Here is a 25,439-nt window from a genome sequence, read left to right as displayed (position 1 = left end):
GCATCTATCGTGCCACTTCCGCCCGCAGTGCCTCGGCCGCCCGGGCGGCCGCCCCGACGCACGCCGGCACGCCGATCCCGTCGAGGTAGCTGCCGGCCACCGCGAGCCCCGGCGGCAGCCCGGCCCGTACCTCGGCGACCACGTCCGCGTGGCCGGGACCGTACTGCGGCATCGCGTCGATCCAGCGCTGCACGCGGGCGTCGACGGGGTCGACGGTCAGCCCGAACACGTCGACCAGGTCGCTCAACGCCCATCCCAGCAGTTCGTCATCGGGGGTGCCGGCGGCCACGTCGTCGCCGAAGCGCCCGAATGACAGCCGCAGCAGCTGGGTGTCGCCGCGGCCGCCCCATTTGCGCGACGACAGCGTGATCGCCTTGGCCCGCAGGGGTTCCCCGCTGGCGGCCAGGACGCCGGAGCAGTGCGGGAACGCGGTGTCGGCGGGCACCGCCAGCGCCACCACCGCCGCAGACGCGCTCTCGATCCGGCGCGCGGCGGCGGCGGTGTGCGGCGCCACCTCGGCGACCAGCGCCGCCAGCCGCGGGGCCGGGATGGCCAAGACCACCGCATCGGCGTGCCAGCGCGCGCCGGCGTCGTCGAGCAGCGCCCAGCCGGGCCCGGCGGGTTCGAGCCGTTGCACCGCGGCGCGCACCCAGTTCGGCCGGCCGCGCGCGACGAGCTCGTCGACGAGCACCCGGTAGCCGCCGTCGATCGCCCCGAACACCGGCGCGCCGGTGTTCGCGGGCAGCCCGTTGGCGACGGCCTCGGTCAAGCTGGTGGCGCCGCGGTCGAGGGCCGCCGCGACGGTGGGGGCCGCCGCGCGCAGGCCGATGGTCGCCGCGGAGCCCGCGTACACCCCGCTCAGCAGGGGATCCACCGACCGCGCCACCACCTGCGCGCCGAACCGGTCGCCGACCAGTCCGGCGACGGCCGGATCGCTGCCGGGCCGCCATGCCAGACTTCGGCTGGGTTCGCCGTCGATGCGCGCGACCGTCGCCGCGTCGACCAATCCGGCCACCGACGCGGACGACGCCGGAATCCCGACGACGGTCCCGGTGGGCAGCGGGTGCAATTGCCGCTGGCTGTAGATCAACGGCCGGGCTCCGGTGGTGGCCAGTTGGCGATCCGACAGGCCCAGTTCGGCCAGCAGCGCCGGCATCTCGGGCCGGCGCAGCACGAACGCCTCGGCGCCCACGTCCATCGCCTGGCCGCCGACCTGCTCGGTGCGCAACACGCCGCCGAGCCGGTCGGCGGGCTCGAACAACGTGATCGTCGCGTCGTCACCGGCGGCCGCGCGCAGCCGGTACGCCGCCGTAAGCCCCGAAACACCGCCGCCCACAACGCAATACAAGCGGCCCGTCATAGCGAGTGGACCAGCGCAACCAGGTCGGTCAGGATGGCGGGGTCGGTCTCGGGCAGCACCCCGTGGCCCAGGTTGAACACGTGGCCGGTCGCGCCGGCGTCGACCGCGCGGCGTCCGTCGTCGATGACGACCCGCGCGGCGTGTTCCACCACCGGCCAGCCCGCCTGCAGCACCACCGGGTCGAGGTTGCCCTGCAGCGCCGTGCCGGGCTCGACCCGGGCGGCGGCGTCGGCCAGCGAGGTGCGCCAGTCCACCCCGACGGCGGTGGCCTGCCGCGGCTTCATGCCGCACTTCAGCGCCGACGACATCGCCCCCAGCAGTTCGGCGGTCCCCACCCCGAAATGCGTCATGGGCACGCCGTAGTCGGACAGCGCGGCGAACACCCTCGAGCTGTGCGGCAGCACGTAATGGCGGTAGTCGGCCAGCGACAGCGTCCCCGCCCACGAGTCGAACACCTGGATCGCGTCCACCCCGGCCTCGAGCTGCCCCTGCAGGAACGCGACGGTGAGGTCGGTCAGCTTCGACATCAGCGCATGCCAGCTGTGCGGCTCGGCCAGCATCATCGCCTTGGTGCGGGCGTGGTTGCGGCTGGGGCCGCCTTCGACGAGGTAGGACGCCAGCGTGAACGGCGCGCCGGCGAAACCGATCAGCGGGACGTCGCCCAGCGCCCCCACGAGCAGCGAGACCGCCTCGGTGATCGGCTGAATCGCTTGCGGCTCAAGGGGTTTCATCGCCTCGATGTCGGCGTCGGTGCGCACCGGGTGCGCGATGACCGGCCCGACGTCGGCGACGATGTCCAGCTCGATGCCCGCGGCGCGCAGCGGTACCACGATGTCGGAGAACAGGATCGCCGCGTCGACGCCGTGGCGGCGCACCGGCTGCAGGGTGATCTCGCAGGCCACCTCGGGCTCGAAGCAGGCCGCCAGCATGCTGTGCCGTTCCCGCAGCGCCCGGTATTCGGGCAACGAGCGCCCGGCCTGCCGCATGAACCACACCGGCACGTGGCCGGGCTTGCGTCCGCTGACGGCGGCCAGATACGGCGACTCGGGCAGGTCACGGCGGGCACGCACAGGGGTGTTCATCAGCCTCAATGCTGCCACGAGTGCCGATCGGCGCTTGCGTAACATCGAGCCCGTGCCGATCAGCTACGACGAATTTCCCAGCCTTCGCTTCGAACCCGCAGAAAACGGCGTGCTGACACTGGTGCTCGACTCCCCCGGCCTGAACTCCGTCGGGCCGCAGATGCACCGCGACCTCGCCGACGTCTGGCCGGTGCTCGATCGCGACCCCGCCGTGCGCGTCATCCTGGTCCGCGGCGAGGGCAAGGCCTTCTCCTCCGGCGGCAGCTTCGACCTGATCGACGAAACCATCGGCGACTACGAGGGCCGGATCCGCATCATGCGGGAGGCCCGCGACCTGGTGCTCAACATGGTCAACTTCGACAAGCCCGTCGTCTCGGCGATCCGGGGCCCCGCCGTCGGCGCCGGCCTGGTGGTGGCGCTGCTCGCCGACATCTCGGTCGCGGGCCGCACCGCGCGGTTCATCGACGGGCACACCAAGCTCGGGGTGGCCGCGGGCGACCACGCCGCGATCTGCTGGCCGCTGCTGGTCGGCATGGCCAAGGCCAAGTACTACCTGCTCACCTGCGAAACCCTGCTGGGCGAGGAGGCCGAACGCATCGGCCTCGTCTCCACCTGCGTCGACGACGACGACGTGCTGGCGACGGCCACCCGCATCGCCGAGAACCTGGCCCAGGGCGCGCAAACCGCCATCCGCTGGACCAAGCACAGCCTCAACTACTGGTACCGCATGTTCGGTCCCACCTTCGAAACGTCGCTCGGCCTGGAATTCCTCAGCTTCGGCGGCCCCGACGTCCGGGAGGGCCTCGCCGCGCACCGGGAGAAGCGGCCGGCCCGATTCGACGGGGGAACCGCGCCCTGAGCAGGCAAGACGGCCCGGTGCGGGCCCCGATCGGCGCTGGTAACGGCTTGGTCGCGACGGGCGCGAAATTCGGCGCGCCTGTTTCGGCGTGTCGGGTGATGGGTCTAGCGTCGAACGCTGTGACGTCAGCTGAACCGGCCCCCTTCCGCGAGGCGGTAGCGGCGATGAACGCCGTCGCCGTGCGGCCGGAAATCGAGCTGGGCCCGATCCGACCGCCGCAGCGCCTGGCGCCCTTCAGCTACGCGCTGGGGGCCGAGGTCAAGCACCCCGACCTCGAGATCGTCCCGGAGCGATCCGAGGGCGACGCGTTCGGCCGGCTGATCCTGCTGTACGACCCGGACGGCGCCGACGCCTGGGACGGCACCATCCGCCTGGTCGCCTACATCCAGGCCGACCTGGACCCCACCGAGGCCGTCGACCCCCTGCTGCCTGAGGTGGCGTGGAGCTGGCTGGTCGACGCGCTGGAGTCGCGCCTCGAACACACCACCGCGCTGGGCGGCACCGTGACCGCCACCACGTCGGTGCGCTACGGCGACATCTCCGGGCCGCCCCGCGCACACCAGCTGGAGCTGCGGGCGTCGTGGACGGCGACCACCCCCGAAGTCGGCGCGCACGTCGAGGCGTTCTGCGAAGTGCTCGAGCACGCCGCGGGCCTACCGCCGACCGGGGTCACCGACCTGAGCTCCCGGTCACGCGCCTGACATGGGCGAAGCTGGGGCCGACGGGCCCGACAGCGCCGTGCCCGGCAGCGACCCGCCCGAACCCTGCCCGCTGCTGCACCCGGCCGACGGAGTTCCCGATCTCGCCGTGAGCGTGCGTGAGATCGAGGCGGCCGCACGGCTCCTGGATCGTGGGCGCGGACCGTTCGCGGTGGACGCCGAGCGGGCGTCGGGTTTCCGCTACTCCAACCGGGCCTACCTGATTCAGATCCGGCGGGCGGGCGCCGGCACGGTGCTCATCGACCCGGTCAGCCACGGCGCCGACCCGGTGACGGCGCTGCGGCCGGTCGCCGACGTGCTGGGCTCCGACGAGTGGATTCTGCACTCGGCCGATCAGGACCTGCCGTGCCTGGCCGAGGTCGGCATGCGGCCCCCCGCCCTGTACGACACCGAGCTCGCCGGGCGGCTGGCCGGGTTCGACCGGGTGAACCTGGCCACCATGGTCGAGCGGCTGCTGGGGTTCGGGTTGGCCAAGGGCCACGGCGCGGCGGACTGGTCCAAGCGCCCGCTGCCCCCCGATTGGCTCAACTACGCGGCCCTGGACGTCGAATTGCTGATCGAGCTGCGCTCGGCGATCTCCGAGGTGCTGGCCGGGCAGGGCAAGACCGGTTGGGCCACAGAGGAATTCGACTACCTGCGAAACGCGGGCGTCAGGGAATTGGGCCCGGCCGCACGACGGGACCGCTGGCGTCGCACATCGGGCATCCATCGGGTGCGCGACCGGCGCGGCCTCGCCGCGGTGCGCGAACTGTGGACGGCGCGCGACCGCATCGCGCAGCGCCGCGACATCGCGCCCCGACGCGTTCTGCCGGATTCGGCCATCATCGACGCCGCCCTCGCCGACCCGAAGACGGTCGAGGAACTCGTCAAGCTGCCGGTGTTCGGCGGGCGCAACCAGCGCCGCAGCGCCGCGGTGTGGTTGGGGGCGCTGGAAGCGGCCCGCGAAAGCCGCAATCAGCCGGAGGACGCCGAACCGCCGAACGGGCCGCCGCCGCCGGCGCGCTGGAGCAGGCGCAAACCGGAGGCCGCGGCACGCCTGGAAGCGGCCCGCGCGGCGCTGGGGGACGTGTCGGAGCGGGTCGGCGTCCCGACGGAGAACCTGGTTTCGCCCGACCTGGTGCGGCGGCTGTGCTGGGACTGGCAGGCCGCGCGCGACCCCGACGGGGCCGTCGACGAATTCCTGCGCGCCGGACAGGCGCGCGCGTGGCAGCGGGAGCTCGTGGACCCGGTGCTGGCCCGGGCGTTGCAGCCGCCGGAGGACGGCGACTAGTCCAGGTGCTCCCGGATCTCGGCTTCGGGAACCGACGACCCCAGGGCCGCGACCCATCCGGTGACACGGCGGGCCACGTCCTGGTCGGTCATACCCAGATCGGCGAGCACCTCACCGCGCGACGCGTGGTCGTAGAACTGCTGCGGCAGCCCGACGTCGCGGCAGGGCGTGTCGATCTCGGCGCGCCGCAGCGCCGCCGACACCGCCGACCCCACCCCGCCGTTGACGCCGTTGTCCTCGAGGGTGACGACCAGCTTGTGCTGCGCCGCCATCTCGAGCACGCCGCCGGCCACCGGCAACACCCAGCGCGGGTCGATCACCGTCACCCCGATGCCCTGGTTGTGCAGCCGCTTGGCCGCAGCCAGGGCCATCGGCGCGAACGCGCCAACCCCGACCAGCAGCACGTCGTGGTTCAGCCCGTCGGCCGGGACCGCCAGCACGTCCACACCGTCGCGCCGCTCGAGCGCCGGAATGTCCTCGCCCACATCGCCTTTGGGGAACCGTATCGCCGTCGGACCGTCATCGACGTCGAGCGCCTCGCCGAGCTCCTCGCGCAGCCGGGCCGCGTCGCGGGGCGCGGCCACCCGGATGCCGGGCACGATGTTCAGCATCGACAGGTCCCACATCCCGTTGTGGCTGGCGCCGTCGGAACCGGTGACCCCGGCCCGGTCGAGCACCATGGTGACGGGCAACTTGTGCAGCGCGACATCCATCATGATCTGGTCGAAGGCCCGGTTGAGAAACGTCGAATAGATCGCCACCACCGGGTGCATGCCGCCCATCGCCAGCCCGGCCGCCGACGTCATCGCGTGTTGCTCGGCGATGCCGACGTCGAACAGGCGGTCCGGGAACTGTTGCCCGAACGCGGTCAGCCCGGTGGGGCCGGGCATCGCGGCGGTGATGGCCACGATGTCGCGGCGCTTGCGCGCGTAGGCGATGAGCGCGTCGGAGAAGGTCGCCGTCCAGCCCGGGCCGGGGATCTTGGTGGCCAGGCCGGTGGCCGGGTCGATCACACCGCAGGAGTGCATCTGCTCGGCCTCGTCGTCCTCGGCCGGCGCGTAGCCCATGCCCTTGCGGGTGACGACGTGCACGATCACCGGCCGCCCGAAGCCGCGGGCGTGGCGCAGCGCGGCCTCCACCGCGCGCTCGTCGTGGCCGTCGACCGGGCCGACGTACTTCAGGCCGAGGTCGGTGAACAGCAGCTGCGGTGAGAGCGAGTCCTTGATGCCGGCCTTGACGCTGTGCATGAAGCGGTAGGCGATCTGGCCGAACAGCGGCAGCGAGCGCACCGCGTCGCGACCCCGTTCCAGCATGTGCTCGTAGGCCGGCTGCAGCCGCAGCGTGGCCAGGTGGTCGGCGACCCCGCCGATGGTGGGCGCGTAGCTGCGGCCGTTGTCGTTGACGACGATGATCACCGGCCGGCGCGACGCGGCGATGTTGTTCAGCGCCTCCCAGCACATGCCGCCGGTGAGCGCGCCGTCGCCGACGACGGCGACCACGTGCCGGTTGCGGTGCCCGCTCAGCTCGAACGCCTTGGCCAGCCCGTCGGCGTACGACAGCGCCGCGCTGGCGTGGCTGGACTCCACCCAGTCGTGTTCGCTCTCCGCGCGCGACGGATACCCCGACAGGCCGCCCTTTTTGCGCAGGCTCTCGAAGTCGTGCGAGCGGCCCGTCAGCATCTTGTGGACGTAGGCCTGGTGGCCGGTGTCGAAGACGATCGGGTCGTGCGGTGAGTCGAACACGCGGTGCAGCGCGAGCGTCAGCTCGACGACGCCCAGGTTGGGCCCCAGATGCCCCCCGGTGGCAGCCACCTTGTGGATCAGGAACTCGCGAATCTCGGTCGCCAGATCCCGGAGCTGCGGTTGGGAGAGGTACTGCAGATCAGCGGGCCCGCGGATCTGTTCCAGCATCCCGTTAGTCTACGCAGCACCGCCGCGGAGATCAGAGTCCGCGACGAGACTTTGGTAACCTCGGACCGCGGTGTGCCGGGAAGCCTGGTCGGCAAGTTGTCCCTGGTTGTCCCCGACCCCGGAGCTCACCGTGCTCATCGCCGTCGACCGCTTCGCGTTGACCGCGCCACCGTATTCTCGCACTATGCGCGCCGAGCAGATCGCCGAAGATTTTCCGATCGTCAGCATCGACGGGGACGCGCTGGACGCCGCCCGGTTGCTCGCCGAGCACCGGCTGCCAGGCCTCTTGGTCACCGATACCTCGGGGCATCCTTACGCGGTACTGCCCGCCTCGCAGGTCGTCCGCTTCATCGTGCCCCGTTACGTGCAGGACGATCCCTCGCTGGCCGGGGTGCTCAACGAATCGACGGCCGACCGGTGCGCGGAGAAATTGAGCGGCAAGAAGGTGCGTGACGTGCTGCCTGAGCACCTGCTCGACGTGCCGCCGGCCGACGCCGACGACACCATCATCGAGGTCGCGGCCCTCATGGCGCGCGAGAGAAGCCCGCTCGTCGCGGTCGTCAAGGGCGGCAAGTTGATCGGGGTGATCACGGCATCGCGTGTGCTCGAGGCGGCGCTACGGCATTGATTCCCACAGGTGAATAGATGAGCGTCGTCGCGATCGTTGTATTCGTCGTCGCCTATGCGCTGATCGCCAGCGACCGCGTCAACAAGACCTTGGTGGCGCTCACCGGCGCCGCGATCGTCGTCGCGTTGCCGGTCATCAATTCCGATGATGTCTTCTACTCGCACGAGACCGGAATCGACTGGGACGTCCTCTTTTTGCTGCTGGGCATGATGATCATCGTCAGCGTGCTGCGCCAAACCGGTGTGTTCGAGTACGTCGCGATCTGGTCCGCCAAACGTGCCCGCGGTTCCCCCCTGCGCGTCATGATCCTGCTGGTGCTGGTCACCGCCATCGCGTCGGCCCTGCTCGACAACGTCACCACGGTGTTGCTGATCGCCCCGGTAACCCTGTTGGTGTGTGATCGGCTGGCGATCAACGCCGCGCCGTTCCTGATGGCCGAGGCGTTCGCGTCCAACATCGGCGGGACGGCGACGTTGATCGGCGACCCGCCCAATATCATCATCGCCAGCAAGGCCGGTCTGACCTTCAACGACTTCCTGATCCATCTGGCACCCATCGTGATCATCGTGATGGTCGTCCTGATCGCATTGCTGCCGCGGCTGTTTCGTGGTTCCTTCGCCGTCGACCCCGAGCGGGTCGCCGACGTCATGTCGTTGGAAGAGAAGGAGGCGATTCGCGATCGCCGGTTGCTCATCGCGTGCGGCGTCGTGTTGCTGGCAGTATTCGCCGCGTTCATCGCCCACTCCGCGCTGCACATGGCGCCCTCCATCGTGGCGATGTTGGGGGCAGGCATCCTGATCGTGGTGTCGCGGCTGGAGCACGACGATTACTTGTCCAGCGTCGAGTGGGAGACGCTGCTGTTCTTCGCCGGTCTGTTCATCATGGTCGGGGCGCTCGTCAAGACGGGCGTCGTCAAGCAACTGGCGCATCTGGCGATCACCGCTACCGGCGGCAACACCCTGTTGGCCACCATGGTGATCTTGGCCGCGTCGCTGGTGATCAGCGGGGTCGTCAACAACGTTCCGTACGCCGCCACGATGGCACCGGTCGTCGCGGACTTGGTCCCGGCTCTCGGGGACCACGTCAATCCCGGCGCCCTGTGGTGGGCGCTTGCGCTCGGCACCGATTTCGGCGGCAACCTCACCGCCGTGGGCGCCAGCGCCAACGTCGTTGTGCTCGGGATCGCCGCGCGCTCCGACAATCCCATCTCATTCGGGGAATTCACCCGCAAGGGCGCGATCGTCACCGTGATGTCCGCCGGGCTGGCCGCGGCCTATCTCTGGTTGCGCTACTTCGTCTTTGGCTGAACCGCCCCTAACAGGTCAGCAGCGCGACGGATTCGGTGTGATGGGTCAGCGGGAACGCGTCGAACACCTTGATCTTCTCGACGGCGTAGCCGTGCGCGCGATAGAGGCCGATGTCGCGCGCGAAAGACGCCGCCTCGCAACCGATGTGGACCACTCGCGGCACCTGGGCGGCGGCCAGCAGGTCGATGATCTCGCGCCCGGCGCCGGCCCGCGGCGGATCCAGCACGGCGACCCCGGCGCTCGCGCGTTGCGCCGTCAGCGCCCGCCGGACCGAGTCGGTGATGACGCTCACCTGGGGCAGGTCGGCCAGCGCGGCGCGCGCGGCCCGCGTCGCCGAGCGCGAGGTGTCGACGGTCACCACCCGCCCCGAGGACCCCACCGCGTCGCCGAACGCGGCGGCGAAAACCCCTGCGCCGCCGTAGAGATCCCACACGGTCATGCCCGCACCCGGTTGCGCCCAGTCGACCACCAGGCCGCTGTAGACGCGCGCCGCATCCCGATGCGCCTGCCAGAACGCGGTGACCGGTACCCGCCAGCTGCGCCCGCCCACCCGCTGCACCGCCTCGTAGCCGCCCTCGACCACCGTGGTCTCCGTCCGCCGCCCCCGCCGCAGGGCGCACACGACGTGGCGCTCGCCGTCGTCGTCCAAGGCGACGTGCAGCTGCGCCCGCGGGGGCCACTCGGCCCCGGAAAGTCCGTCCAGCATGCCGGGCGCCAGCTGCGCGCAACGCAGGTCGGTGACCAACTCGTCGCTGTGATAGCGGTGGAAGCCGGGCCGACGGTCCTGGCCCACCTCCAGCCGGACCCGGGTGCGCCAGCCGGCGGGCCCGGCGTCGGAAAGCGGCTCCGCCTCGCCGCTCCAGTCATGCCCGCCCAGCCGGGACAGCTGGTTGGCCACGACGTGGGCCTTGAGCGCCCGCCCCGCCTCGGGGGCGGCAAAAGCCAGATCGCAACAGCCCGCGCCCTCGGGCCCGGCGATAGGGCACAGCGACGCGACGCGGTCGTCCGACGGCTCGATCACCTCGACAACCTGGGCGTGCCAATAGGAATCGCGCTCGGAGGTGACCCGAACGCGGACCCGCTCGCCGGGCAGCGCGTAGCGGACGAACACGACCCGGCCCTCGTGGTGCGCCACGCAGCTCCCCCCGTTGGCCGGGGGGCCGGTGACCAGCGTCAGTTCGGTGCTCAATCGAAGATGCCGCGACGGGCGTCGCCGGGCGCCGCGTGCGGTTGGAAGGCCTTGAGTCGTTCCGACGAATTCAGTTGCCAGGGAACCGAAGTCACCATCACATTGGGCATGAACAGCAACCTGCCCTTGAGCCGCAGCGCGCTTTGGTTGTGCAGCACCTGCTCCCACCAGTGGCCCACCACATACTCGGGGATGAACACCGTCACCACGGTGCGCGGTGACTCCTTGCTGACCCGTTTGACGTAATCGAGTATGGGCCGGGTGATCTCGCGATACGGCGACGCAATGACCTTGAGCGGCACACTGATATCGCTTTCCTCCCACCTGTGCACCAGGTCGCGGGTTTCGGCGTCGTCGACGCTGACCGTGAGGGCCTCGAGCGCGTCGGGACGGGTGGCGCGCGCGTAGGCCAGCGCGCGCAGGGTCGGCAGGTGCAGCTTGGACACCAGCACCAAGGCGTGATTGCGGCTGGGCAACACCACGTCGTGCTCGGCCGCCTCCTGCTCCTCCAATTCCCGGCTCACGGTGTGGTAGTGCCGGTGGATCATCTTCATGATGATGAACAGCAAGCTCATCGCGAACAGGGCGATCCACGCCCCCGCGGCGAACTTGGTGACCAGCACGACCAGCAGCACGGCGCCGGTGGACAGCAATCCGACCGTGTTGACCACCCGCGAGCGCATCATCTTGCCCCGCGCCCGCGGATCGGTCTCGGTGCGCAGCAACCGGGTCCAGTGCCGGACCATGCCGATCTGGCTCAGCGTGAACGAGATGAACACGCCGACGATGTACAGCTGGATCAGCGCGGTGACCTCGCCACGGAACGCGATGATCGCCAACAGGGCCGCCCCGGACAGAAACAGGATTCCGTTGGAGAACGCCAATCTGTCACCGCGGGTGTGCAATTGGCGCGGAAGGTAGCTGTGCTGCGCCAGGATCGAGCCGAGCACGGGGAACCCGTTGAACGCGGTGTTGGCGGCGAGCACCAGGATCAGCGCGGTCACCGTGGCGATCAGCAGGAACCCGACATGAAAGCTGCCGAACACCGTCTCCGCCAACTGCGTGACCAACGTCTTTTGGTAGTAGTTCGGCGGGGCGCCGGTCAGCTGGCGCGCGGGATCCTCGACGAGCTTGACCCCGATCTTCTCGGCCAGCACGATGATGCCCATCAGCAGGGTCACCGCGATGCCACCCAGCATCAGCAGGGTCGTTGCCGCGTTGCGCGACTTGGGCTTCTGAAACGCCGGCACGCCGTTGCTGATCGCCTCGACACCGGTCAGCGCCGCGCACCCCGACGAGAACGACCGCGCCACCAGGAAAGCCAAAGCGAAGCCGACGATCTGGCCGTGCTCGGCGTGCATCTCGAAACCGGCCGATTCCGCGCGTAGCGGGTTGCCCAGCACGAAGATCCGGAACAAGCCCCAGCCGATCATGACCAGCACGCCGACGATGAACGCGTAGGTCGGAATGGCGAACGCCAGCCCGGACTCGCGGACCCCGCGCAGGTTCAACGCCATCACCAACAGGATCGCGGCGACACAGAACCACACCTTGTTGTGCGCGACGATCGGGATCGCCGAGCCGATGTTCGACATCGCCGACGCCGTCGAAACGGCAACGGTGAGAACGTAATCCACCATCAGGGCGCTGGCCACCACGAGGCCCGCGGTATCGCCGAGGTTGGTGGTGACCACCTCGTAGTCGCCGCCGCCCGACGGATAGGCGTGCACGTTCTGCCGGTAGCTGGCCACCACGACCAACATGACCGCGGCCACGGCCAGGCCGATCCACGGCGTCAGCGCGTACGCGCTCACCCCCGCCACCGAGAGCATCAGGAAGACTTCCTCGGGCGCGTAGGCCACCGAGGACAGCGCGTCGGAGGCGAACACCGGCAAGGCGATCCGCTTGGGCAGCAGGGTGTGACTCAGCCGGTCGCTGCGTTGCGGCCGGCCGATGAGCACCCGGCGCGCAGCGGTCGAAAGTTTGGACACGAGAGCCAAGAGTAAGCCCACCCGGGCTTGCTAGCGTTTCGTAGGCAAGAATGTTCGCGGACGGACCGAATCGGCTGGCCAGCCCCGGGTTGCCGATTGAACAGCGCAGGACGCAGCCGAGAGGACCCCAAGTGCGCGTGGTTGTGATGGGTTGCGGGCGGGTGGGCTCTTCGCTGGCCGACGCGCTCTCCCGCATCGGCCACGACGTGGCCGTCATCGACCGCGACAGCACCGCCTTCAACCGGCTGAGTCCGGAGTTCTCCGGCGAGCGGGTGCTGGGCCAGGGATTCGACCGGGACGTGCTGCTCAGCGCCGGCATCGAGGGGGCCGATGCCTTCGCCGCGGTGTCGTCCGGGGACAACTCGAACATCATCTCGGCCCGGCTGGCGCGGGAGACCTTCGGCGTACAGCGCGTCGTGGCCCGGATCTACGACGCCAAGCGCGCCGAGGTCTACGAGCGCCTCGGCATCCCGACGATCGCGACCGTCCCCTGGACCACCGACCGCCTGCTCAACACCCTCACCCGGGAAAGCGAGACCGCCAAGTGGCGCGATCCGACCGGGACCGTTGCGGTGGCCGAGGTCGATCTGCACGAGGACTGGGTGGGGCACCGGGCCACCGACCTGGAGCAGGCCACCGGCGCGCGGGTGGCGTTTCTGATCCGGTTCGGCACCGGGGTGTTGCCCGAACCGAAGACCGTGATCCAGGCCGGCGATAAGGTCTACATCGCGGCGATATCCGGCCGCGCCGCCGAGGCGGTCGCCATCGCGGCGCTGCCCCCGGCTGAGGACCTCGAGTCGGGACCGCGCAAATGAAGGTAGCTGTCGCCGGGGCCGGCGCCGTCGGCCGATCGGTCACCCGCGAACTCGTCGGCAACGGCCACGACGTGACCCTGATCGAGCGCAACCCCGAGCACGTCGACGTCGACGCCATCCCGGCCGCGCACTGGCGCCTCGGCGACGCCTGCGAGCTGAGCCTGCTGCAGTCGGTGCACCTGGAGGGCTTCGACGTGGTGGTCGCCGCGACCGGCGATGACAAGGTCAACGTGGTGCTCAGCCTGTTGGCCAAGACCGAGTTCGCGGTGCCCCGGGTGGTCGCCCGGGTCAACGATCCCCGCAACGAATGGCTGTTCACCGACGCGTGGGGGGTGGACGTCGCCGTGTCCACGCCGCGCATGCTGGCCTCGCTCATCGAGGAGGCCGTCGCCGTCGGTGATCTGGTGCGGCTCATGGAATTCCGCCGGGGTCAGGCCAACTTGGTCGAGATCACCCTGCCCGACGACACGCCATGGGGCGGCAAGCCGGTGCGCCGGTTGCAGCTGCCCCGGGACGCGACGCTGGTGACCATCCTGCGCGGCCCGCGCGTCATCGTGCCGGAGGCCGACGAGCCGCTCGAGGGCGGTGACGAACTCCTCTTCGTGGCGGTCGCCGAAGCCGAAGAGGAGCTGCAGAAGCTGCTGCTGCCGGCCAGCGAGCCCGGCGACTAGTCGGTCACGGTGTCGGCGCCGGCGCTCTGTCCGGCGGGCATCGCGCGCTGCGCGGCCTTGATCGCCGCGAATGTCGCCAGCGCGGCCAGCACCGTCAGCGGCCAGCCCATCCCGATGCGGGCCACGCCCAGCCAACCGGTCTGGTCGGCGTCGTAGAGGATGCGCTGGACCACGAACCGGGCGCCGAACACCAGCACCCAGCACAGCGAGGCGATGTCGAACGCGTAGACGGCCCGCGGCACGTCGCGCCAGGCGCGATCGCGCCCGGTGGCCCAGCTCCAGGCGTAGCCGACGAGCGGCCGACGGATCAGCACCGACGCCGCGAACAGCACCGCCCACAGCAGCGACATCCAGATGCCCACCAGGAAGTAGCCCTTGGACTGCCCCACCGCGTAGGCGATCAGCGCGCAGACGGCGACGCCGATGAACCCGGAGAACGCCGGCTGGGTGGACTCCCGCCGGATCAGGCGCCACAGCAAGACCAGCGCGGCCGCGCCCAGCGCGGCGCCGATGGCGGGCAGCAGCCCGGACAGGCCGGAAACCGCCACGAAGATCACCACGGGCAGCGACGAGTAGATGACACCACTGAGCCCGCCCACCTGTTCCAGCAGGCGCTCCGGGCTCATGCGGTTAGTGGTCTCGGGCGTGCCCCCCATGCGGCGGGGGGACGTCACCGCTGAATTTCGTAGTGCGGGTTGTAGATCGCCTTGGTGCCGTTGTCCAGCTTGCCCAGCCGGCCCCGGACCCGCAGCGTGCGGCCCGAGTCGATACCGGGAATGCGGCGCTGGCCCAACCACACCAGGGTGACGGTGTCGGTGCCGTCAAACAGTTCGGCGCGGACCCCGCCGGAGCAACCCTTGCCGTTCGTTTCCACGCTGCGCAGCGTGCCGACCATGGTGACTTCCTGGCCACGTTCGCAGTCGATCGCGCGCTGCGCGCCGGTACTCGCGATTTCGTCGGACAATTCTTCGGAGTCGAGCTGCTCCGGGTCCTCCGTCAACCGACGGGTGAGCCGGCGCAAATATCCTTGGGCCCCCATGGCCACTCCTGACAGTGCTGTTAAAGCCTCGGTGCTTCCTCCATGCCAACGGACACCGTAGACCTGTTGGTTCCCTGGCGCCAACCGAATGAAACGTGATGTTGGACCGCTCCCGGGGGCCGGGCACTATCGAGGGATGGCTGTCGATCTGCGGGGCGTCGCGACCGTGTTGCTGCCGGGCACCGGCTCCGACGACGACTACGTCTACCGGGCGTTTTCTCACCCGCTGCGCGAGGTCGGCGCCACGCTGGTCGCCCCGCCGCCCCGGCCGGATCGGTTGATCGACGGCTACCTGTCCGCGTTGGACGACGCCGCGCGCGAAGGCCCGATCGGCGTCGGCGGCGTCTCGATCGGCGCCGCGGTGGCGGCCGCGTGGGCCCTGACCCATCCCGACCGCGCCGTCGCCGTCCTGGCCGCGCTGCCCGCCTGGGCCGGCGCTCCCGGTACCGCACCCGCGGCGCTGGCCGCGCGGTATTCGGCGTGCCAGCTTCGCGCCGACGGCCTGGCGGCGACGACGACGCAGATGCGGGCCTCCAGCCCGCCGTGGCTGGCCGACGAGCTGACCCGGTCGTGGCGCGCCCAGTGGCCGCAGTTGCCGGACGCGATGGAGGAGGCGGCGGCCTACGTCGCGCCCAGCTACGCGGACCTGACCGGGCTGGACACGCCGCTGGCGGTGGCCGCCGCGGTCGATGATCCGATCCACCCGTTGCAGGTGGCGGTCGACTGGGTCACCGCCGCGCCGCGTGCGGCACTGCGGACGGTGACGCTCGATCAGCTCGGCGCGGACCCCGCCGCGCTGGGCGCGGCCTGCCTGGCCGCCCTCGCCGAGCTGTAGGAGTCAGCCGCCGGTCGTGGTGCGCAGCTGCTGCATGGCCGATCCCTCGGCGCTGCGGCGCGCGGCCGGTTCGGGCGGCTGTTCCCCCTGGGGCTGGTCCCCCGGCACCTGGGCCTGCTGCGCGGCCGCGGCCGCCCGCAGCTGTTCGGCCATCGGCTCGGGCAGCTGCACGGGCAACGGCGTCCGCACCGGCAGCGGGGTGTCGCCGCGGCGGACCACGGTGTCCGCCAACGCCGCACGCGCCTCCTGCTCCAACGCTTCCATGGTTTCGTGCGCGCCGTTGATCACGCAGCGGATCATCCACCGGTAGCCGTCGACCCCGATGAACCGCACCACGCCGGTGGCGGTGCCGACCACCTCGCGGCCCCACGGGCCGTCCTTGATGCTGACCTTGGCCGAGTCGTTGCGCAGCGAGTCGGCGAGCTCGGCGGCCACCTCGCGCCACAGGCCGGCCGTCTTGGGCGCGGCGTAGGCGGCGATCGTGAAACGACCGTTGGGCGTGACGACCCACACCGCGCTGGGCACGCCGGTCTCGGTCAGCTCGACCTGCAGCTGGCCTGCCTCCGGCATGGGAATCAGGACCGAACCCAGGTCGAGGCGCGCCAGTTCGGCCACCGCGGGATCGTCGAAGTCGTCGATGTCGAACGGACCCTCGAGCTCTTCGGACTCCTCGGGGGAACCCTGGGCCTCGACGTCGTCCGTGGGGTCGCCGTCGCCTTTGTCTGAGCGCTTACCGAATGCCGCCATCACAAACTCGCATGTCCTCCGGAGGAACCGTGACCACCGTCGCCACGGGATGTTTCGGCCAGCCCGGCCTCGTCGAACGACGACACCTCGACCAGCTCCACCAACTCGACCCGCTGCACCAGCAATTGGGCAATCCGGTCGCCGCGGTGCACCACGATCGGCTCGTCCGGGTCGAGATTGATCAGCGCGACCTTGACCTCGCCGCGGTAGCCCGCGTCGATGGTACCCGGGCTGTTGACGATCGAAAGCCCAACGCGCGCAGCCAATCCCGAGCGCGGGTGCACCAGACCCACCATCCCGAACGGAATGGCCACCGCGATGCCCGTTCGCACCAGGGCGCGCCGCCCCGGGTCCAACTCGACGTCTTCGGCGCTGAAAAGATCGACCCCGGCGTCGCCGTCGTGGGCGCGGGCGGGCAGCGGCAGTTCGGGATCGAGGCGGACAACTTTGACTTGCGAGGCCAGACTGGTCGACACGGGGCCACAGACTACCCTTGACCGCGTGTCTGCAACGCGCGTCGCGCCGCACAGCGTGCGATATCGCGAACGGCTGTGGGTGCCATGGTGGTGGTGGCCACTGGCTTTCGGGCTGGCGGCGCTGATCGCGTTCGAAGTCAACCTCGGCGTTCGCTCCCTGCCCGACTGGCTGCCGTACGCAACGCTGTTCGTGGTGGCCACCGGTGCGCTGCTGTGGCTGGGCCGGGTCGAGATCCGCGTCGCCGCGGACCCGTCCGCCCCGGGCGGGGTGGAGCTGTGGGCCGGCGACGCGCATCTACCGGTCAACGTGATCGCCCGGTCCGCCGAGATAGCTCCGTCGGCAAAGTCGGCAGCCCTGGGCCGTCAGCTCGACCCGGCCGCCTACGTGCTGCACCGGGCATGGGTCGGCCCGATGGTGCTGGTGGTCCTCGATGACCCAGACGACCCGACGCCGTACTGGCTGGTGAGCTGCCGTCACCCGGAGCGGGTGCTGTCGGCATTGCGCAGCTGACCGATCAGGCTGCGCAGTCGGTACAGATCATCACGCCGTTCTTCTCGTTGGCGAGACGGCTGCGGTGTTGCACCAAAAAGCAGCTCGAGCAGGTGAACTCGTCGGCCTGTTTCGGGATGACGCGTACGGACAGCTCTTCTCCGGAAAGGTCGGCGCCGGGCAGTTCGAAATTCTCCGCAGTTTCGGATTCGTCGACGTCGACGACGGCCGAGGCCGCCTCGTTGCGTCGTGCTTTGAGCTCCTCCAGCGAGTCTTCCGAGACGTCGTCGGTCTCGGTACGCCGCGGAGCGTCGTAGTCGGTAGGCATATCTCCCCTGCCCCATCCCCTCTAACAGGCCTCGTTTATCCCAAGCAACGCTTTGTACCAGCGTCGAACGCATCCACCAAACGATTCGTGCCCGTATCGCGCGCCATTAGTGTGTGATTTACGTCACACCGGCGGATTGACACTTGCCTCGAGTCTTAAACAGTGCCTTTAGAGTGCACATGTGGTCGCACAGATTACCGAAGGTACCGCTTTTGACAAGCACGGTAGACCATTCCGGCGGCGCAATCCCCGGCCCGCGTTCGTGGTGCTCGCCCTCCTGGTGGTAGCCACCGGCGTGGTGTGGACCGTGGCGCTGACGCGACCGGCGAAGGTGCACGAGGCCGTCGTGTGCAACCCGCCGCCGCAGCCGCCCGGGTCGACGGCCCCGCAACTCGGTGAGCAGGTGTCGCGCAGCGCCATGACCGACGTCACCCCCGCCAAACTCGCCGACACCAAGGTCCGCGTCCTCAACGCCAGCGGTCGCGGTGGCCAGGCCGGCGATGTCGCCGGCGCCATGAAGGACCTGGGCTTCGCGCAGCCCACCGCAGCCAATGACCCCGTTTACGCCGGCACCAGGCTGAACTGCCAAGGGCAGATCCGCTTCGGCACGGCCGGGCAGGCCACCGCGGCCGCGGTCTGGCTGGTGGCGCCGTGCACGGAATTGTTCAACGACAACCGCGCCGACGATTCCGTCGACCTGGCCGTCGGCACCGAGTTCAGCGCGCTGGCCCACAGCGACGACGTCGATGCGGTGCTCGCCAGCCTGAAGCCCGGTGCCACCGAGCCGTCGGATCCCGCACTGCTGCAAAAGATTCACTCCAGCAGCTGCTGATACCCGCTCACTCCGGCAGCGGCTGCAGGCCGCCGAACCGATCCAGGGCCGCCAGCAGCTCGTCGGCGATTCCGGGGGCGGCGGCCACCACCAACCCGGCGCTGCCCGACGGGCCGTCCGGCTCGGTCACCACCACGCGGGCCCCTGCCTCGGCCGCGATCAGCGCGCCCGCCGCGCGGTCCCACACCTGCAGCCCGTGTTCGTAGAAGGCGTCCAGCCGGCCCGCCGCGACCATGCACAGGTCCAGCGCCGCCGAACCGATGCGGCGGACGTCGCGCACCACCGGCAGCAGCTGCGCCACCAAGGCCGCCTGGCTCACGCGGCGCCGTCGCGAGTAGCCAAAACCGGTGCCCAGCAACGCCATCGACAAATCGTTGACCGCGGCGCACTGCAACGATTCCGTCCCCCGCTCGTCGCTGACGTGCGCACCAAGGCCGGTCGCGGCCGAATACACCCGGCCGCCGACGACGTCGGCGACGGCGCCCGCCACCGACACGCCGTCGATCTGGGCGCCCACCGACACCGCGTAGGCGGGGATGCCGTAAACGAAATTCACTGTGCCGTCGATGGGATCGAGCACCCAGGTGACCGCGCCGGCGGGCGCGCCCCCCGCACCGGCGGGCCCACCGCCCTCCTCGCCGAGGATCGGGTCACCCGGGCGCAGTTGGGCCAACCGATCCCGCAGTAGCCGCTCGGTCTCGGTGTCGACCACGGTCACGGGATCAGTCGGGGTGGTCTTCGACCGCACCGCGCCGCTGCCCGCCGCCGAAAGGCTCGCCGCCCGGCCACCGAACACCTCGGCGCGGCGGCGCCGCACGAACTCGGCGGCCTCGACGGCCAGTTCTTCGGCCACCGAACGCAGCTGCGCGGGGTCGTTGTCGGGTCGCGTCACCGGTCCATCGCATCACAGACGCCACGACCCCGCAGACACCCGCAACCGGCGTCGTCGCCTGGCCCGGCCGGGCTAAGGTGGGCGGACAGGCCAACTCTCGCCGAGGAGTTTCCATGACCAGCACCGACTCGACCACGGCCGCGCCACCCACACCGGTCACCGGCAAGCCGCAGCGGCGCGGGTTCGGCATCGACGTCGGGGGCAGCGGCATCAAGGGCGGCATCGTCGACATGGACACCGGGCTGCTGATCGGCGAACGGATCAAGCTGTTGACCCCGCAACCGGCCACCCCGTCGGCCGTCGCCAAGACCATCGCCGAGGTCGTCCGCGGGTTCGACTGGACCGGTCCTTTGGGGGTGACCTATCCCGGCGTCGTCACCCACGGCGTCGTGCAGACGGCCGCCAACGTCGACAAGGCCTGGATCGGGACCAACGCGCGCGACGTCATCAGCGCCGAACTGGGCGGCCAGGAGGTCGTGATCCTCAACGACGCCGACGCGGCCGGGCTCGCCGAGGAGCACTACGGCGCGGGCAGGAACCAGTCCGGCCTGGTGGTGCTGCTGACGTTCGGCACCGGGATCGGCTCCGCGGTCATTCACAACGGGACCCTGATACCCAACACCGAGTTCGGTCACCTCGAAGTGGGCGGCAAGGAGGCCGAACTGCGGGCGGCATCGTCGGTCAAGGAGCGCAACGGCTGGAGCTACGAAAAGTGGACCAAGCAGGTCACACGGGTGCTGGTGGCCATCGAGAACGCGATCTGGCCGGACCTGTTCATCGCGGGCGGCGGGATCAGCCGCAAGGCCGACAAGTGGCTCCCGCTGCTGGAAAACCGGACCCCGGTGGTGGCCGCCGCCTTGCAGAACACCGCCGGCATCGTGGGCGCGGCGATGGCGGCCACTTCGGATGTGACCCACTGAATTTTGGCCGGTAGCCGGGTACGGGCGGCCGCTGTCGTTACAATGGTGCTCGGCGACCGCCCGACTGAAAGCGTGCAAACACACACACGCCGATATCAACGCCGACATTCGACATAGCAGACACTTTCGGTTCTCCATGCCCATACCCACGAAAGTGCGTCCAAACGAAGGGGTGTAAGTGGCACCGAGCAAGGCAAGTGCGGCAACCGACCAGCCGGTGAAGCGCACCGCCACGAAGTCTCCGTCGTCCCCCGCTAAGCGACCGGTCGCGAAGGCCGCCAACGGCGCCGCCCCCGCGAAACGTGCCACCAAGACGGCGCCGCGGGCCACCAAGGCCACCAAGGCGCACGAGGCCCCCGCCGCCGCGGCCGAGACCAAGAAGACCCGCACCCCCGCCAAGGCCCCGGGCGCGAAGGCGCCGTCCACCCGCGGAACGAAGGCGGCCAAAGCCGCTCCGGACGAAGCCGACGGCAACGTGGAGGTCCTCGACACCGACGGTGCGGTCGAGGAACTCGACGCCGAACCCGACCTCGAGGGTGAGCCCGGCGAAGATCTCGAGATCGACGCCGAGGAACTCAATCTCGACGACCTCGAAGACGACGTGGTCGCCGAAGCCGAGGACCCCGAACTCGAGGCGGGCGACGCCGACGGCGAGGAGGACGCGGTCGCGAAGCCCGCCGCCAAGGCCGCGACGCCGGTCGAAGAGGACGAGGACATCGCCGAGCCGTCCGAAAAGGACAAGGCCTCCGGCGATTTCGTCTGGGACGAGGACGAGTCCGAGGCGCTGCGGCAGGCCCGCAAGGACGCCGAGCTCACCGCGTCGGCGGACTCGGTTCGCGCGTACCTGAAGCAGATCGGCAAGGTGGCGCTGCTCAACGCGGAGGAAGAGGTCGAACTCGCGAAGCGGATCGAAGCCGGCCTGTACGCCACGCAGCTGATGAGCGAGCACGCCGAGCGGGGCGACAAGCTGCCCGCCGCCCAGCGCCGCGACATGATGTGGATCTGCCGCGACGGCGACCGCGCGAAGAACCATCTCCTGGAAGCCAACCTGCGGCTGGTGGTTTCGCTGGCCAAGCGCTACACGGGCCGCGGCATGGCGTTCCTCGATCTCATCCAGGAAGGCAACCTGGGCCTGATCCGCGCGGTCGAAAAGTTCGACTACACAAAGGGTTACAAGTTCTCCACCTACGCCACATGGTGGATCCGCCAGGCCATCACCCGGGCCATGGCCGACCAGGCGCGCACCATCCGCATCCCGGTCCACATGGTCGAGGTGATCAACAAGCTGGGCCGCATCCAGCGCGAGCTGCTTCAGGATCTGGGCCGTGAGCCCACGCCCGAGGAGCTGGCCAAGGAGATGGACATCACGCCCGAGAAGGTCCTCGAGATCCAGCAGTACGCGCGCGAGCCGATCTCGCTGGACCAGACCATCGGCGACGAGGGCGACAGCCAGCTCGGCGACTTCATCGAAGACAGCGAAGCGGTGGTGGCCGTCGACGCGGTGTCGTTCACCCTGCTGCAGGATCAGCTGCAGTCCGTGCTGGAGACGCTGTCGGAGCGCGAAGCCGGCGTAGTACGGCTGCGCTTCGGGCTCACCGACGGCCAGCCCCGCACCCTCGACGAGATCGGGCAGGTGTACGGCGTGACCCGCGAGCGCATCCGCCAGATCGAGTCCAAGACGATGTCGAAGCTGCGCCACCCCAGCCGTTCCCAGGTCTTGCGCGACTACCTCGACTGAGATTCAGCCCTCGACGCCGAGTACTTCCAGCCGTCCGCTCGGGTCGTAATACAGCTCCTGACGGGCGATCTGGCCGTCGCGGTAGCGGTAGCGGACCACGTACGTCGAACGCATGCGCCGCCCGCCCTGGGTCCAGTCGAACTGCACGCGCACGAACGCCGCGTCGGCGCCGGGCGTGACGGCAAGGTCGGTCGCCTCGTAGCGGATGTCGTCGCAACCACGGATGGTGAGCGCGATGAACTCGAGCGTGCGCTCGATGCCGTCGATCCGGTCGGGCCAATCGAAGAGGCGCACCGTCGGGCTCACGTACACCACGTCGGGCCGATAGAGGTCGCGCGCGAGCGCCGGATCGCGGGCCGCGAACGCCCGCGTGAAGCACTCCTCTTGTGCGCGCAGCGCGTCCTCGGAGATGCCGGGCGTGGTCATCGACAGCATGCTAACCGAACGCGTTGGTGCCCAAGTCAAGTCGAGGCAAATTCGGGTGTGCCGTACCGTGCCGCCGTCGTACTGTGGCCGCATGCCAGCCAACCGCATAGTGGTCTCGTCCGGGTCCGACTTCGAGTCGGCGGTGGGATATTCGCGCGCGGTGCGGGTCGGCCCCCACGTTGCGGTGGCCGGAACCACCGGCGCGGGACCCGCCGGCGACATCGCCGCGCAGGCGCGAGACGCCCTGCGCCGCATCGAGATTGCGCTGCAGCAGGCGGGCGCGGCGCTCACCGATGTGGTGCGCACCCGCATCTACGTCACCGACATCGCACGCTGGCCGGAGGTTGCGGCGGTGCACGCGGAGATCTTCGGCGAGATACGGCCGGTGGCCACCATGGTGGAGGTGTCGGCGCTGATCGCACCCGAGCTGATGGTGGAGATCGAGGCCGACGCCTACGTCGCGGACCCGGATACCGGGCCGAAGGTGCCGTCGGGTCCGGGCGGATAGTCGGTGACGCCGACCACAGCGCTCGCCGGCAGCGGGCCGTACAGATGCGGGAACAGCATCGAGTCCGGATCCGTTGCCACCCCCGGCTCCCAACGCACGGGTGAGTCCAGCACGGCCGGATCGATGTGCAACAGCACTAGGTCGTCGCGGCCGCGGTAGAGCCGGTTGGCCGGCAGGTGCACCTGACCGGGCGTCGACAGATGGATGAATTCCGCGCCGGGCGCGCCGGGGTAAATTCCGCCGCGATCGCGGGCCCGGGACCACTCCTGGCGCCCGCATAAGTGCACTAAGACGCCGGGAGCGAAGGCCACAGTCGGCCACCCTAACCGGGCCCGCCGCACAAACCGCTGCGGCTCGTGAGAAACGACACACCCGAGAACGATCGGGGAACAAGGCGAAAACCCCATACGTCTGAGAGAGTGAATGAACGAGAACGGAGAAGCCATGAATGCAACTCTGACCAGTCCCGAGCTGACAAGGGCGGACCGCTGCGATCGCTGCGGCGCCGCGGCTCGAGTCCGCGCCAAGCTGTCTTCCGGACTTGAGCTTCTCTTCTGCCAGCACCACGCGAACCAGCACGAGGCGAAACTGACCGAGCAGGACGCCGTGCTGGAGGCCAGCGCCAGCTAGTTTCACCGAACTCACCCATCGGCAATGTGGGCGGTGCGGGCAGTCATCGGTAATGCTGGACGGGTATGAGCGATCAGGTCGCAAAGCCGTCCCGCCACCACATCTGGCGAATCAGTCTGAGGACTTTGGGCAAAAGCTGGGACGACTCGATCTTCTCCGAGTCGGCGCAGGCCGGGTTCTGGTCGGCGCTGTCGCTGCCCCCGCTGCTGCTGGGGTTGCTGGGCGTCCTGGCCTACGTGGCGCCGCTGTTCGGGCCGGACATGTTGCCCAGCATCGAGCACCAGGTGATTTCGATGGCCCACAGCGTGTTCTCCCCCAGCGTCGTCAACGAGATCATCGAGCCGACCATCCGCGACATCGCCAACAACGCTCGCGGTGAGGTGATTTCGCTGGGTTTTTTGATCTCGCTGTGGGCGGGGTCGTCGGCGATCTCGGCGTTGGTGGATTCCGTCGTCGAGGCACACGACCAGACCCCGCTGCGTCATCCGGTGCGGCAGCGGTTCTTCGCGCTGTTCCTTTATGTGGTGGGGCTGGTGGTCGTGGTGGTCACCGCGCCGCTGGTGGCGGTGGGCCCGCGCAAGATCTCCGAGCACATCCCGGTCGGGCTGGCCAACGTGCTGCGCTACGGGTACTACCCGGCGCTGATCCTGGGTCTGACGCTGGCGGTGATGATCCTGTACCGGGTGTCGCTGCCCGTGCCGCTGCCGTCGCATCGCCTGATCTTCGGTGCGATCCTGGCGACCGCGGTCTTCGTGATCGCCACACTGGGCCTGCGGTTCTACCTGACGTGGATCACCAGCACCGGCTACACCTACGGCGCGCTGTCCACGCCGATCGCGTTCCTGTTGTTCGCGTTTTTCGGCGGTTTCGCGATCATGATCGGCGCCGAACTCAATGCGGCCATCCAGGAGGAGTTCCCCGCGCCGAAGACGCACGCCCACCGGCTGCGCAACTGGGTGCTGGCGCGCACGCGTGGCCCCAGACACACGGTGGACACACCGGCTAACCCCGCACCACCCGCCGTCGCGACGGCGGACCCGCCGGCCTGATCAGCCCTTCTTGAGTTGCTCGTAGACCCGCTTGCACTCCGGGCAGACCGGCGAGCCCGGTTTGGCCGCCCGGGTGACGGGAAACACCTCGCCGCACAGCGCCACCACATGGTTGCCCATGACCGCGCTCTCGGCGATCTTGTCCTTCTTGACGTAGTGGAAGTACTTCGGGGTATCGCTACCGGTCCCGTCGTCGACGCGTTCGTCGGTCTCGGTGCGTTCGATCGTCTGGGTGCGCATGCCTCACATTGTGCCTCCTGACTCGCCGTTACCGGAATCGATGACGTGTGGGACAGTGGAGGTATGAAGCGCGGCGACCAGCTGGGTTTCGACGACGCGGGCCGTCCGGTCCTGATCACCTCCGCCGCCCCCTCGTACGAGGAGGAGCACCGCGCGCGGGTGCGTAAGTACCTGACCCTGATGGCGTTTCGGATTCCGGCGCTGATCCTGGCCGCCGTTGCGTACGGCGCCTGGCACAACGGTCTGATCTCCGTGGCGATCGTGGCGGTCTCGGTGCCGTTGCCGTGGATGGCGGTGCTGATCGCCAACGACCGCCCACCGCGCCGCGACGACGAACCGCGGCGCTTCGACGAGGGCCGCCGGCGGACGCCCTTGTTCCCCCGGGCCGGGCAGCGGGCGCTCGAACCGCGCCGCGCCCCCGAGCCGCAAACGCACTCGCCGAGCTGGGACCACCCCGACCCCGGTTCCCGATAAGTCCCCGCTACCCG

At 69.8% G+C, this 25,439-nt stretch carries 30 protein-coding genes; 16 read left to right on the top strand and 14 right to left on the bottom strand.

Annotation, left to right across the window (positions count from 1 at the left end):
- Positions 1–4: 4 nt before the first annotated feature.
- Together A5787_RS08120 and hemE are read right to left on the bottom strand one after the other, a co-directional pair.
- Positions 5–1,360, bottom strand: coding sequence for a protoporphyrinogen oxidase (locus A5787_RS08120; RefSeq protein WP_066964316.1), 1,356 nt, complete (start codon positions 1,358–1,360; stop codon positions 5–7).
- Positions 1,357–2,430 (bottom strand): uroporphyrinogen decarboxylase, encoded by a 1,074-nt coding sequence (hemE, locus tag A5787_RS08115; protein ID WP_156763829.1) that lies wholly within the window; start codon positions 2,428–2,430, stop codon positions 1,357–1,359. Before hemE ends, A5787_RS08120 begins: the two co-directional genes overlap by 4 nt.
- 64 nt (positions 2,431–2,494) lie before the next feature.
- On the opposite strand from hemE, the gene A5787_RS08110 reads away from it, so the two are divergent.
- From A5787_RS08110 to A5787_RS08100, 3 genes are all read left to right on the top strand, one after another.
- On the top strand, positions 2,495–3,301 hold the full coding sequence (locus A5787_RS08110) for an enoyl-CoA hydratase/isomerase family protein (RefSeq protein ID WP_066964309.1): 807 nt from the start codon (positions 2,495–2,497) through the stop codon (positions 3,299–3,301).
- A gap of 164 nt (positions 3,302–3,465) precedes the next feature.
- Positions 3,466–4,002, top strand: a complete 537-nt coding sequence (locus A5787_RS08105; protein WP_231993899.1) for a DUF3000 domain-containing protein — start codon at positions 3,466–3,468, stop codon at positions 4,000–4,002.
- 1 nt (position 4,003) lies between these two features.
- The gene (locus A5787_RS08100) at positions 4,004–5,290 is read left to right on the top strand and encodes a ribonuclease D (RefSeq protein ID WP_066964304.1); all 1,287 of its coding nucleotides are present in this window, start codon (positions 4,004–4,006) and stop codon (positions 5,288–5,290) included.
- Here the strand turns inward: A5787_RS08100 and dxs are convergent.
- Positions 5,287–7,200, bottom strand: a complete 1,914-nt coding sequence (gene dxs, locus A5787_RS08095) for a 1-deoxy-D-xylulose-5-phosphate synthase (protein WP_066964300.1) — start codon at positions 7,198–7,200, stop codon at positions 5,287–5,289. The genes A5787_RS08100 and dxs overlap by 4 nt on opposite strands.
- Before the next feature lie 184 nt (positions 7,201–7,384).
- On the opposite strand from dxs, the gene A5787_RS08090 reads away from it, so the two are divergent.
- Positions 7,385–7,828, top strand: a complete 444-nt coding sequence (locus tag A5787_RS08090; protein ID WP_066964637.1) for a CBS domain-containing protein — start codon at positions 7,385–7,387, stop codon at positions 7,826–7,828.
- Between the two features lie 17 nt (positions 7,829–7,845).
- Entirely contained in the window at positions 7,846–9,135 is a 1,290-nt protein-coding gene (locus tag A5787_RS08085) for an SLC13 family permease (RefSeq protein ID WP_066964297.1), read from the top strand.
- 7 nt (positions 9,136–9,142) lie between these two features.
- On the opposite strand, the gene A5787_RS08080 is transcribed toward A5787_RS08085, so the two are convergent.
- Both A5787_RS08080 and A5787_RS08075 read right to left on the bottom strand, forming a co-directional pair.
- Positions 9,143–10,324, bottom strand: a complete 1,182-nt coding sequence (locus tag A5787_RS08080) for a class I SAM-dependent RNA methyltransferase (protein ID WP_066964295.1) — start codon at positions 10,322–10,324, stop codon at positions 9,143–9,145.
- Positions 10,321–12,315 (bottom strand): APC family permease, encoded by a 1,995-nt coding sequence (locus A5787_RS08075; protein ID WP_066964292.1) that lies wholly within the window; start codon positions 12,313–12,315, stop codon positions 10,321–10,323. Before A5787_RS08075 ends, A5787_RS08080 begins: the two co-directional genes overlap by 4 nt.
- A gap of 131 nt (positions 12,316–12,446) precedes the next feature.
- Here A5787_RS08075 and A5787_RS08070 point away from each other — a divergent pair, with 131 nt between their 5' ends.
- Together A5787_RS08070 and A5787_RS08065 are read left to right on the top strand one after the other, a co-directional pair.
- Positions 12,447–13,130, top strand: a complete 684-nt coding sequence (locus A5787_RS08070; protein ID WP_066964288.1) for a TrkA family potassium uptake protein — start codon at positions 12,447–12,449, stop codon at positions 13,128–13,130.
- On the top strand, positions 13,127–13,801 hold the full coding sequence (locus A5787_RS08065) for a TrkA family potassium uptake protein (RefSeq protein ID WP_066964285.1): 675 nt from the start codon (positions 13,127–13,129) through the stop codon (positions 13,799–13,801). The genes A5787_RS08070 and A5787_RS08065 overlap by 4 nt, the downstream gene beginning before the upstream one ends.
- Here A5787_RS08065 and A5787_RS08060 read toward each other — a convergent pair.
- Together A5787_RS08060 and A5787_RS08055 are read right to left on the bottom strand one after the other, a co-directional pair.
- On the bottom strand, positions 13,798–14,457 hold the full coding sequence (locus tag A5787_RS08060) for a DUF3159 domain-containing protein (RefSeq protein ID WP_066964282.1): 660 nt from the start codon (positions 14,455–14,457) through the stop codon (positions 13,798–13,800). The two genes, A5787_RS08065 and A5787_RS08060, sit on opposite strands and share 4 nt — an antisense overlap.
- A gap of 14 nt (positions 14,458–14,471) precedes the next feature.
- Positions 14,472–14,840 (bottom strand): OB-fold nucleic acid binding domain-containing protein, encoded by a 369-nt coding sequence (locus tag A5787_RS08055; RefSeq protein WP_066964279.1) that lies wholly within the window; start codon positions 14,838–14,840, stop codon positions 14,472–14,474.
- A gap of 136 nt (positions 14,841–14,976) precedes the next feature.
- On the opposite strand from A5787_RS08055, the gene A5787_RS08050 reads away from it, so the two are divergent.
- Complete coding sequence (locus A5787_RS08050) at positions 14,977–15,675, top strand: hypothetical protein (protein WP_066964276.1); 699 nt, start codon at positions 14,977–14,979, stop codon at positions 15,673–15,675.
- Positions 15,676–15,678: 3 nt separating this feature from the next.
- Here the strand turns inward: A5787_RS08050 and A5787_RS08045 are convergent, their stop codons facing one another.
- Positions 15,679–16,422 (bottom strand): DUF3710 domain-containing protein, encoded by a 744-nt coding sequence (locus tag A5787_RS08045; RefSeq protein WP_066964273.1) that lies wholly within the window; start codon positions 16,420–16,422, stop codon positions 15,679–15,681.
- Complete coding sequence (gene dut / locus A5787_RS08040) at positions 16,422–16,898, bottom strand: dUTP diphosphatase (protein ID WP_066964270.1); 477 nt, start codon at positions 16,896–16,898, stop codon at positions 16,422–16,424. Before dut ends, A5787_RS08045 begins: the two co-directional genes overlap by 1 nt.
- A gap of 25 nt (positions 16,899–16,923) precedes the next feature.
- Here dut and A5787_RS08035 point away from each other — a divergent pair, with 25 nt between their 5' ends.
- Positions 16,924–17,409, top strand: a complete 486-nt coding sequence (locus A5787_RS08035; protein ID WP_066964267.1) for a DUF3093 domain-containing protein — start codon at positions 16,924–16,926, stop codon at positions 17,407–17,409.
- Between the two features lie 4 nt (positions 17,410–17,413).
- Here the strand turns inward: A5787_RS08035 and A5787_RS08030 are convergent, their stop codons facing one another.
- A complete protein-coding gene (locus A5787_RS08030; RefSeq protein ID WP_066964264.1) occupies positions 17,414–17,716 on the bottom strand; it encodes a DUF4193 domain-containing protein in 303 nt (100 codons plus the stop codon).
- Positions 17,717–17,897: 181 nt separating this feature from the next.
- Between A5787_RS08030 and cei the strand changes: the two genes are divergently transcribed.
- Complete coding sequence (cei, locus tag A5787_RS08025) at positions 17,898–18,548, top strand: envelope integrity protein Cei (RefSeq protein ID WP_066964261.1); 651 nt, start codon at positions 17,898–17,900, stop codon at positions 18,546–18,548.
- Between the two features lie 7 nt (positions 18,549–18,555).
- On the opposite strand, the gene A5787_RS08020 is transcribed toward cei, so the two are convergent.
- Positions 18,556–19,440 (bottom strand): inositol monophosphatase family protein, encoded by an 885-nt coding sequence (locus A5787_RS08020; RefSeq protein WP_066964258.1) that lies wholly within the window; start codon positions 19,438–19,440, stop codon positions 18,556–18,558.
- 113 nt (positions 19,441–19,553) lie between these two features.
- Between A5787_RS08020 and ppgK the strand changes: the two genes are divergently transcribed.
- Together ppgK and A5787_RS08010 are read left to right on the top strand one after the other, a co-directional pair.
- Complete coding sequence (gene ppgK / locus A5787_RS08015; RefSeq protein WP_066964255.1) at positions 19,554–20,360, top strand: polyphosphate--glucose phosphotransferase; 807 nt, start codon at positions 19,554–19,556, stop codon at positions 20,358–20,360.
- A 178-nt stretch (positions 20,361–20,538) separates the two neighbouring features.
- Positions 20,539–22,098, top strand: coding sequence for an RNA polymerase sigma factor (locus tag A5787_RS08010; RefSeq protein WP_082977118.1), 1,560 nt, complete (start codon positions 20,539–20,541; stop codon positions 22,096–22,098).
- Between the two features lie 3 nt (positions 22,099–22,101).
- On the opposite strand, the gene A5787_RS08005 is transcribed toward A5787_RS08010, so the two are convergent.
- The gene (locus A5787_RS08005; protein WP_197506985.1) at positions 22,102–22,524 is read right to left on the bottom strand and encodes a nuclear transport factor 2 family protein; all 423 of its coding nucleotides are present in this window, start codon (positions 22,522–22,524) and stop codon (positions 22,102–22,104) included.
- A gap of 91 nt (positions 22,525–22,615) precedes the next feature.
- Here A5787_RS08005 and A5787_RS08000 point away from each other — a divergent pair, with 91 nt between their 5' ends.
- The gene (locus A5787_RS08000) at positions 22,616–23,032 is read left to right on the top strand and encodes a RidA family protein (protein ID WP_066964246.1); all 417 of its coding nucleotides are present in this window, start codon (positions 22,616–22,618) and stop codon (positions 23,030–23,032) included.
- On the opposite strand, the gene A5787_RS07995 is transcribed toward A5787_RS08000, so the two are convergent.
- Positions 22,978–23,343, bottom strand: coding sequence for a DUF952 domain-containing protein (locus A5787_RS07995; RefSeq protein ID WP_066964244.1), 366 nt, complete (start codon positions 23,341–23,343; stop codon positions 22,978–22,980). The genes A5787_RS08000 and A5787_RS07995 overlap by 55 nt on opposite strands.
- Before the next feature lie 133 nt (positions 23,344–23,476).
- Here A5787_RS07995 and A5787_RS07990 point away from each other — a divergent pair, with 133 nt between their 5' ends.
- Together A5787_RS07990 and A5787_RS07985 are read left to right on the top strand one after the other, a co-directional pair.
- Positions 23,477–23,662, top strand: a complete 186-nt coding sequence (locus tag A5787_RS07990; protein ID WP_066910155.1) for a hypothetical protein — start codon at positions 23,477–23,479, stop codon at positions 23,660–23,662.
- 65 nt (positions 23,663–23,727) lie between these two features.
- Positions 23,728–24,711 carry a YihY/virulence factor BrkB family protein gene (locus tag A5787_RS07985; protein ID WP_066964241.1) on the top strand — a complete coding sequence of 328 codons (984 nt, stop codon included), beginning with the start codon at positions 23,728–23,730 and terminating at the stop codon, positions 24,709–24,711.
- Here the strand turns inward: A5787_RS07985 and A5787_RS07980 are convergent, their stop codons facing one another.
- Entirely contained in the window at positions 24,712–24,951 is a 240-nt protein-coding gene (locus tag A5787_RS07980) for a DUF3039 domain-containing protein (RefSeq protein ID WP_066964237.1), read from the bottom strand. It abuts the gene before it with no gap.
- A 45-nt stretch (positions 24,952–24,996) separates the two neighbouring features.
- Between A5787_RS07980 and A5787_RS07975 the strand changes: the two genes are divergently transcribed.
- Positions 24,997–25,425: a DUF3099 domain-containing protein gene (locus tag A5787_RS07975; RefSeq protein ID WP_156763817.1), complete on the top strand. Its 429-nt coding sequence runs from the start codon at positions 24,997–24,999 to the stop codon at positions 25,423–25,425.
- The last annotated feature ends 14 nt before the right edge of the window (positions 25,426–25,439 follow it).

It is taken from the genome of Mycobacterium sp. 852002-50816_SCH5313054-b (assembly GCF_001667185.1).
Classification (GTDB): Bacteria; Actinomycetota; Actinomycetes; order Mycobacteriales; family Mycobacteriaceae; genus Mycobacterium.
Note: the sequence above shows the minus strand (reverse complement) of the source record. Positions and strands in the feature narration are given on the sequence as shown.

Excerpts from the sequence above, each read along its gene's own strand:
- A5787_RS08120 (WP_066964316.1), bottom strand. The coding sequence starts at position 1,360 with ATGACGGGCCGCTTGTATTGCGTTGTGGGCGGCGGTGTTTCGGGGCTT.
- A5787_RS08105 (WP_231993899.1), top strand. The coding sequence starts at position 3,466 with ATGAACGCCGTCGCCGTGCGGCCGGAAATCGAGCTGGGCCCGATCCGA.
- A5787_RS08100 (WP_066964304.1), top strand. The coding sequence starts at position 4,004 with ATGGGCGAAGCTGGGGCCGACGGGCCCGACAGCGCCGTGCCCGGCAGC.
- dxs (WP_066964300.1), bottom strand. The coding sequence starts at position 7,200 with ATGCTGGAACAGATCCGCGGGCCCGCTGATCTGCAGTACCTCTCCCAA.
- A5787_RS08090 (WP_066964637.1), top strand. The coding sequence starts at position 7,385 with ATGCGCGCCGAGCAGATCGCCGAAGATTTTCCGATCGTCAGCATCGAC.
- A5787_RS08085 (WP_066964297.1), top strand. The coding sequence starts at position 7,846 with ATGAGCGTCGTCGCGATCGTTGTATTCGTCGTCGCCTATGCGCTGATC.
- A5787_RS08065 (WP_066964285.1), top strand. The coding sequence starts at position 13,127 with ATGAAGGTAGCTGTCGCCGGGGCCGGCGCCGTCGGCCGATCGGTCACC.
- A5787_RS08060 (WP_066964282.1), bottom strand. The coding sequence starts at position 14,457 with ATGGGGGGCACGCCCGAGACCACTAACCGCATGAGCCCGGAGCGCCTG.
- A5787_RS08055 (WP_066964279.1), bottom strand. The coding sequence starts at position 14,840 with ATGGGGGCCCAAGGATATTTGCGCCGGCTCACCCGTCGGTTGACGGAG.
- A5787_RS08050 (WP_066964276.1), top strand. The coding sequence starts at position 14,977 with ATGGCTGTCGATCTGCGGGGCGTCGCGACCGTGTTGCTGCCGGGCACC.
- A5787_RS08045 (WP_066964273.1), bottom strand. The coding sequence starts at position 16,422 with ATGGCGGCATTCGGTAAGCGCTCAGACAAAGGCGACGGCGACCCCACG.
- A5787_RS08030 (WP_066964264.1), bottom strand. The coding sequence starts at position 17,716 with ATGCCTACCGACTACGACGCTCCGCGGCGTACCGAGACCGACGACGTC.
- ppgK (WP_066964255.1), top strand. The coding sequence starts at position 19,554 with ATGACCAGCACCGACTCGACCACGGCCGCGCCACCCACACCGGTCACC.
- A5787_RS08005 (WP_197506985.1), bottom strand. The coding sequence starts at position 22,524 with ATGACCACGCCCGGCATCTCCGAGGACGCGCTGCGCGCACAAGAGGAG.
- A5787_RS08000 (WP_066964246.1), top strand. The coding sequence starts at position 22,616 with ATGCCAGCCAACCGCATAGTGGTCTCGTCCGGGTCCGACTTCGAGTCG.
- A5787_RS07990 (WP_066910155.1), top strand. The coding sequence starts at position 23,477 with ATGAATGCAACTCTGACCAGTCCCGAGCTGACAAGGGCGGACCGCTGC.
- A5787_RS07985 (WP_066964241.1), top strand. The coding sequence starts at position 23,728 with ATGAGCGATCAGGTCGCAAAGCCGTCCCGCCACCACATCTGGCGAATC.
- A5787_RS07980 (WP_066964237.1), bottom strand. The coding sequence starts at position 24,951 with ATGCGCACCCAGACGATCGAACGCACCGAGACCGACGAACGCGTCGAC.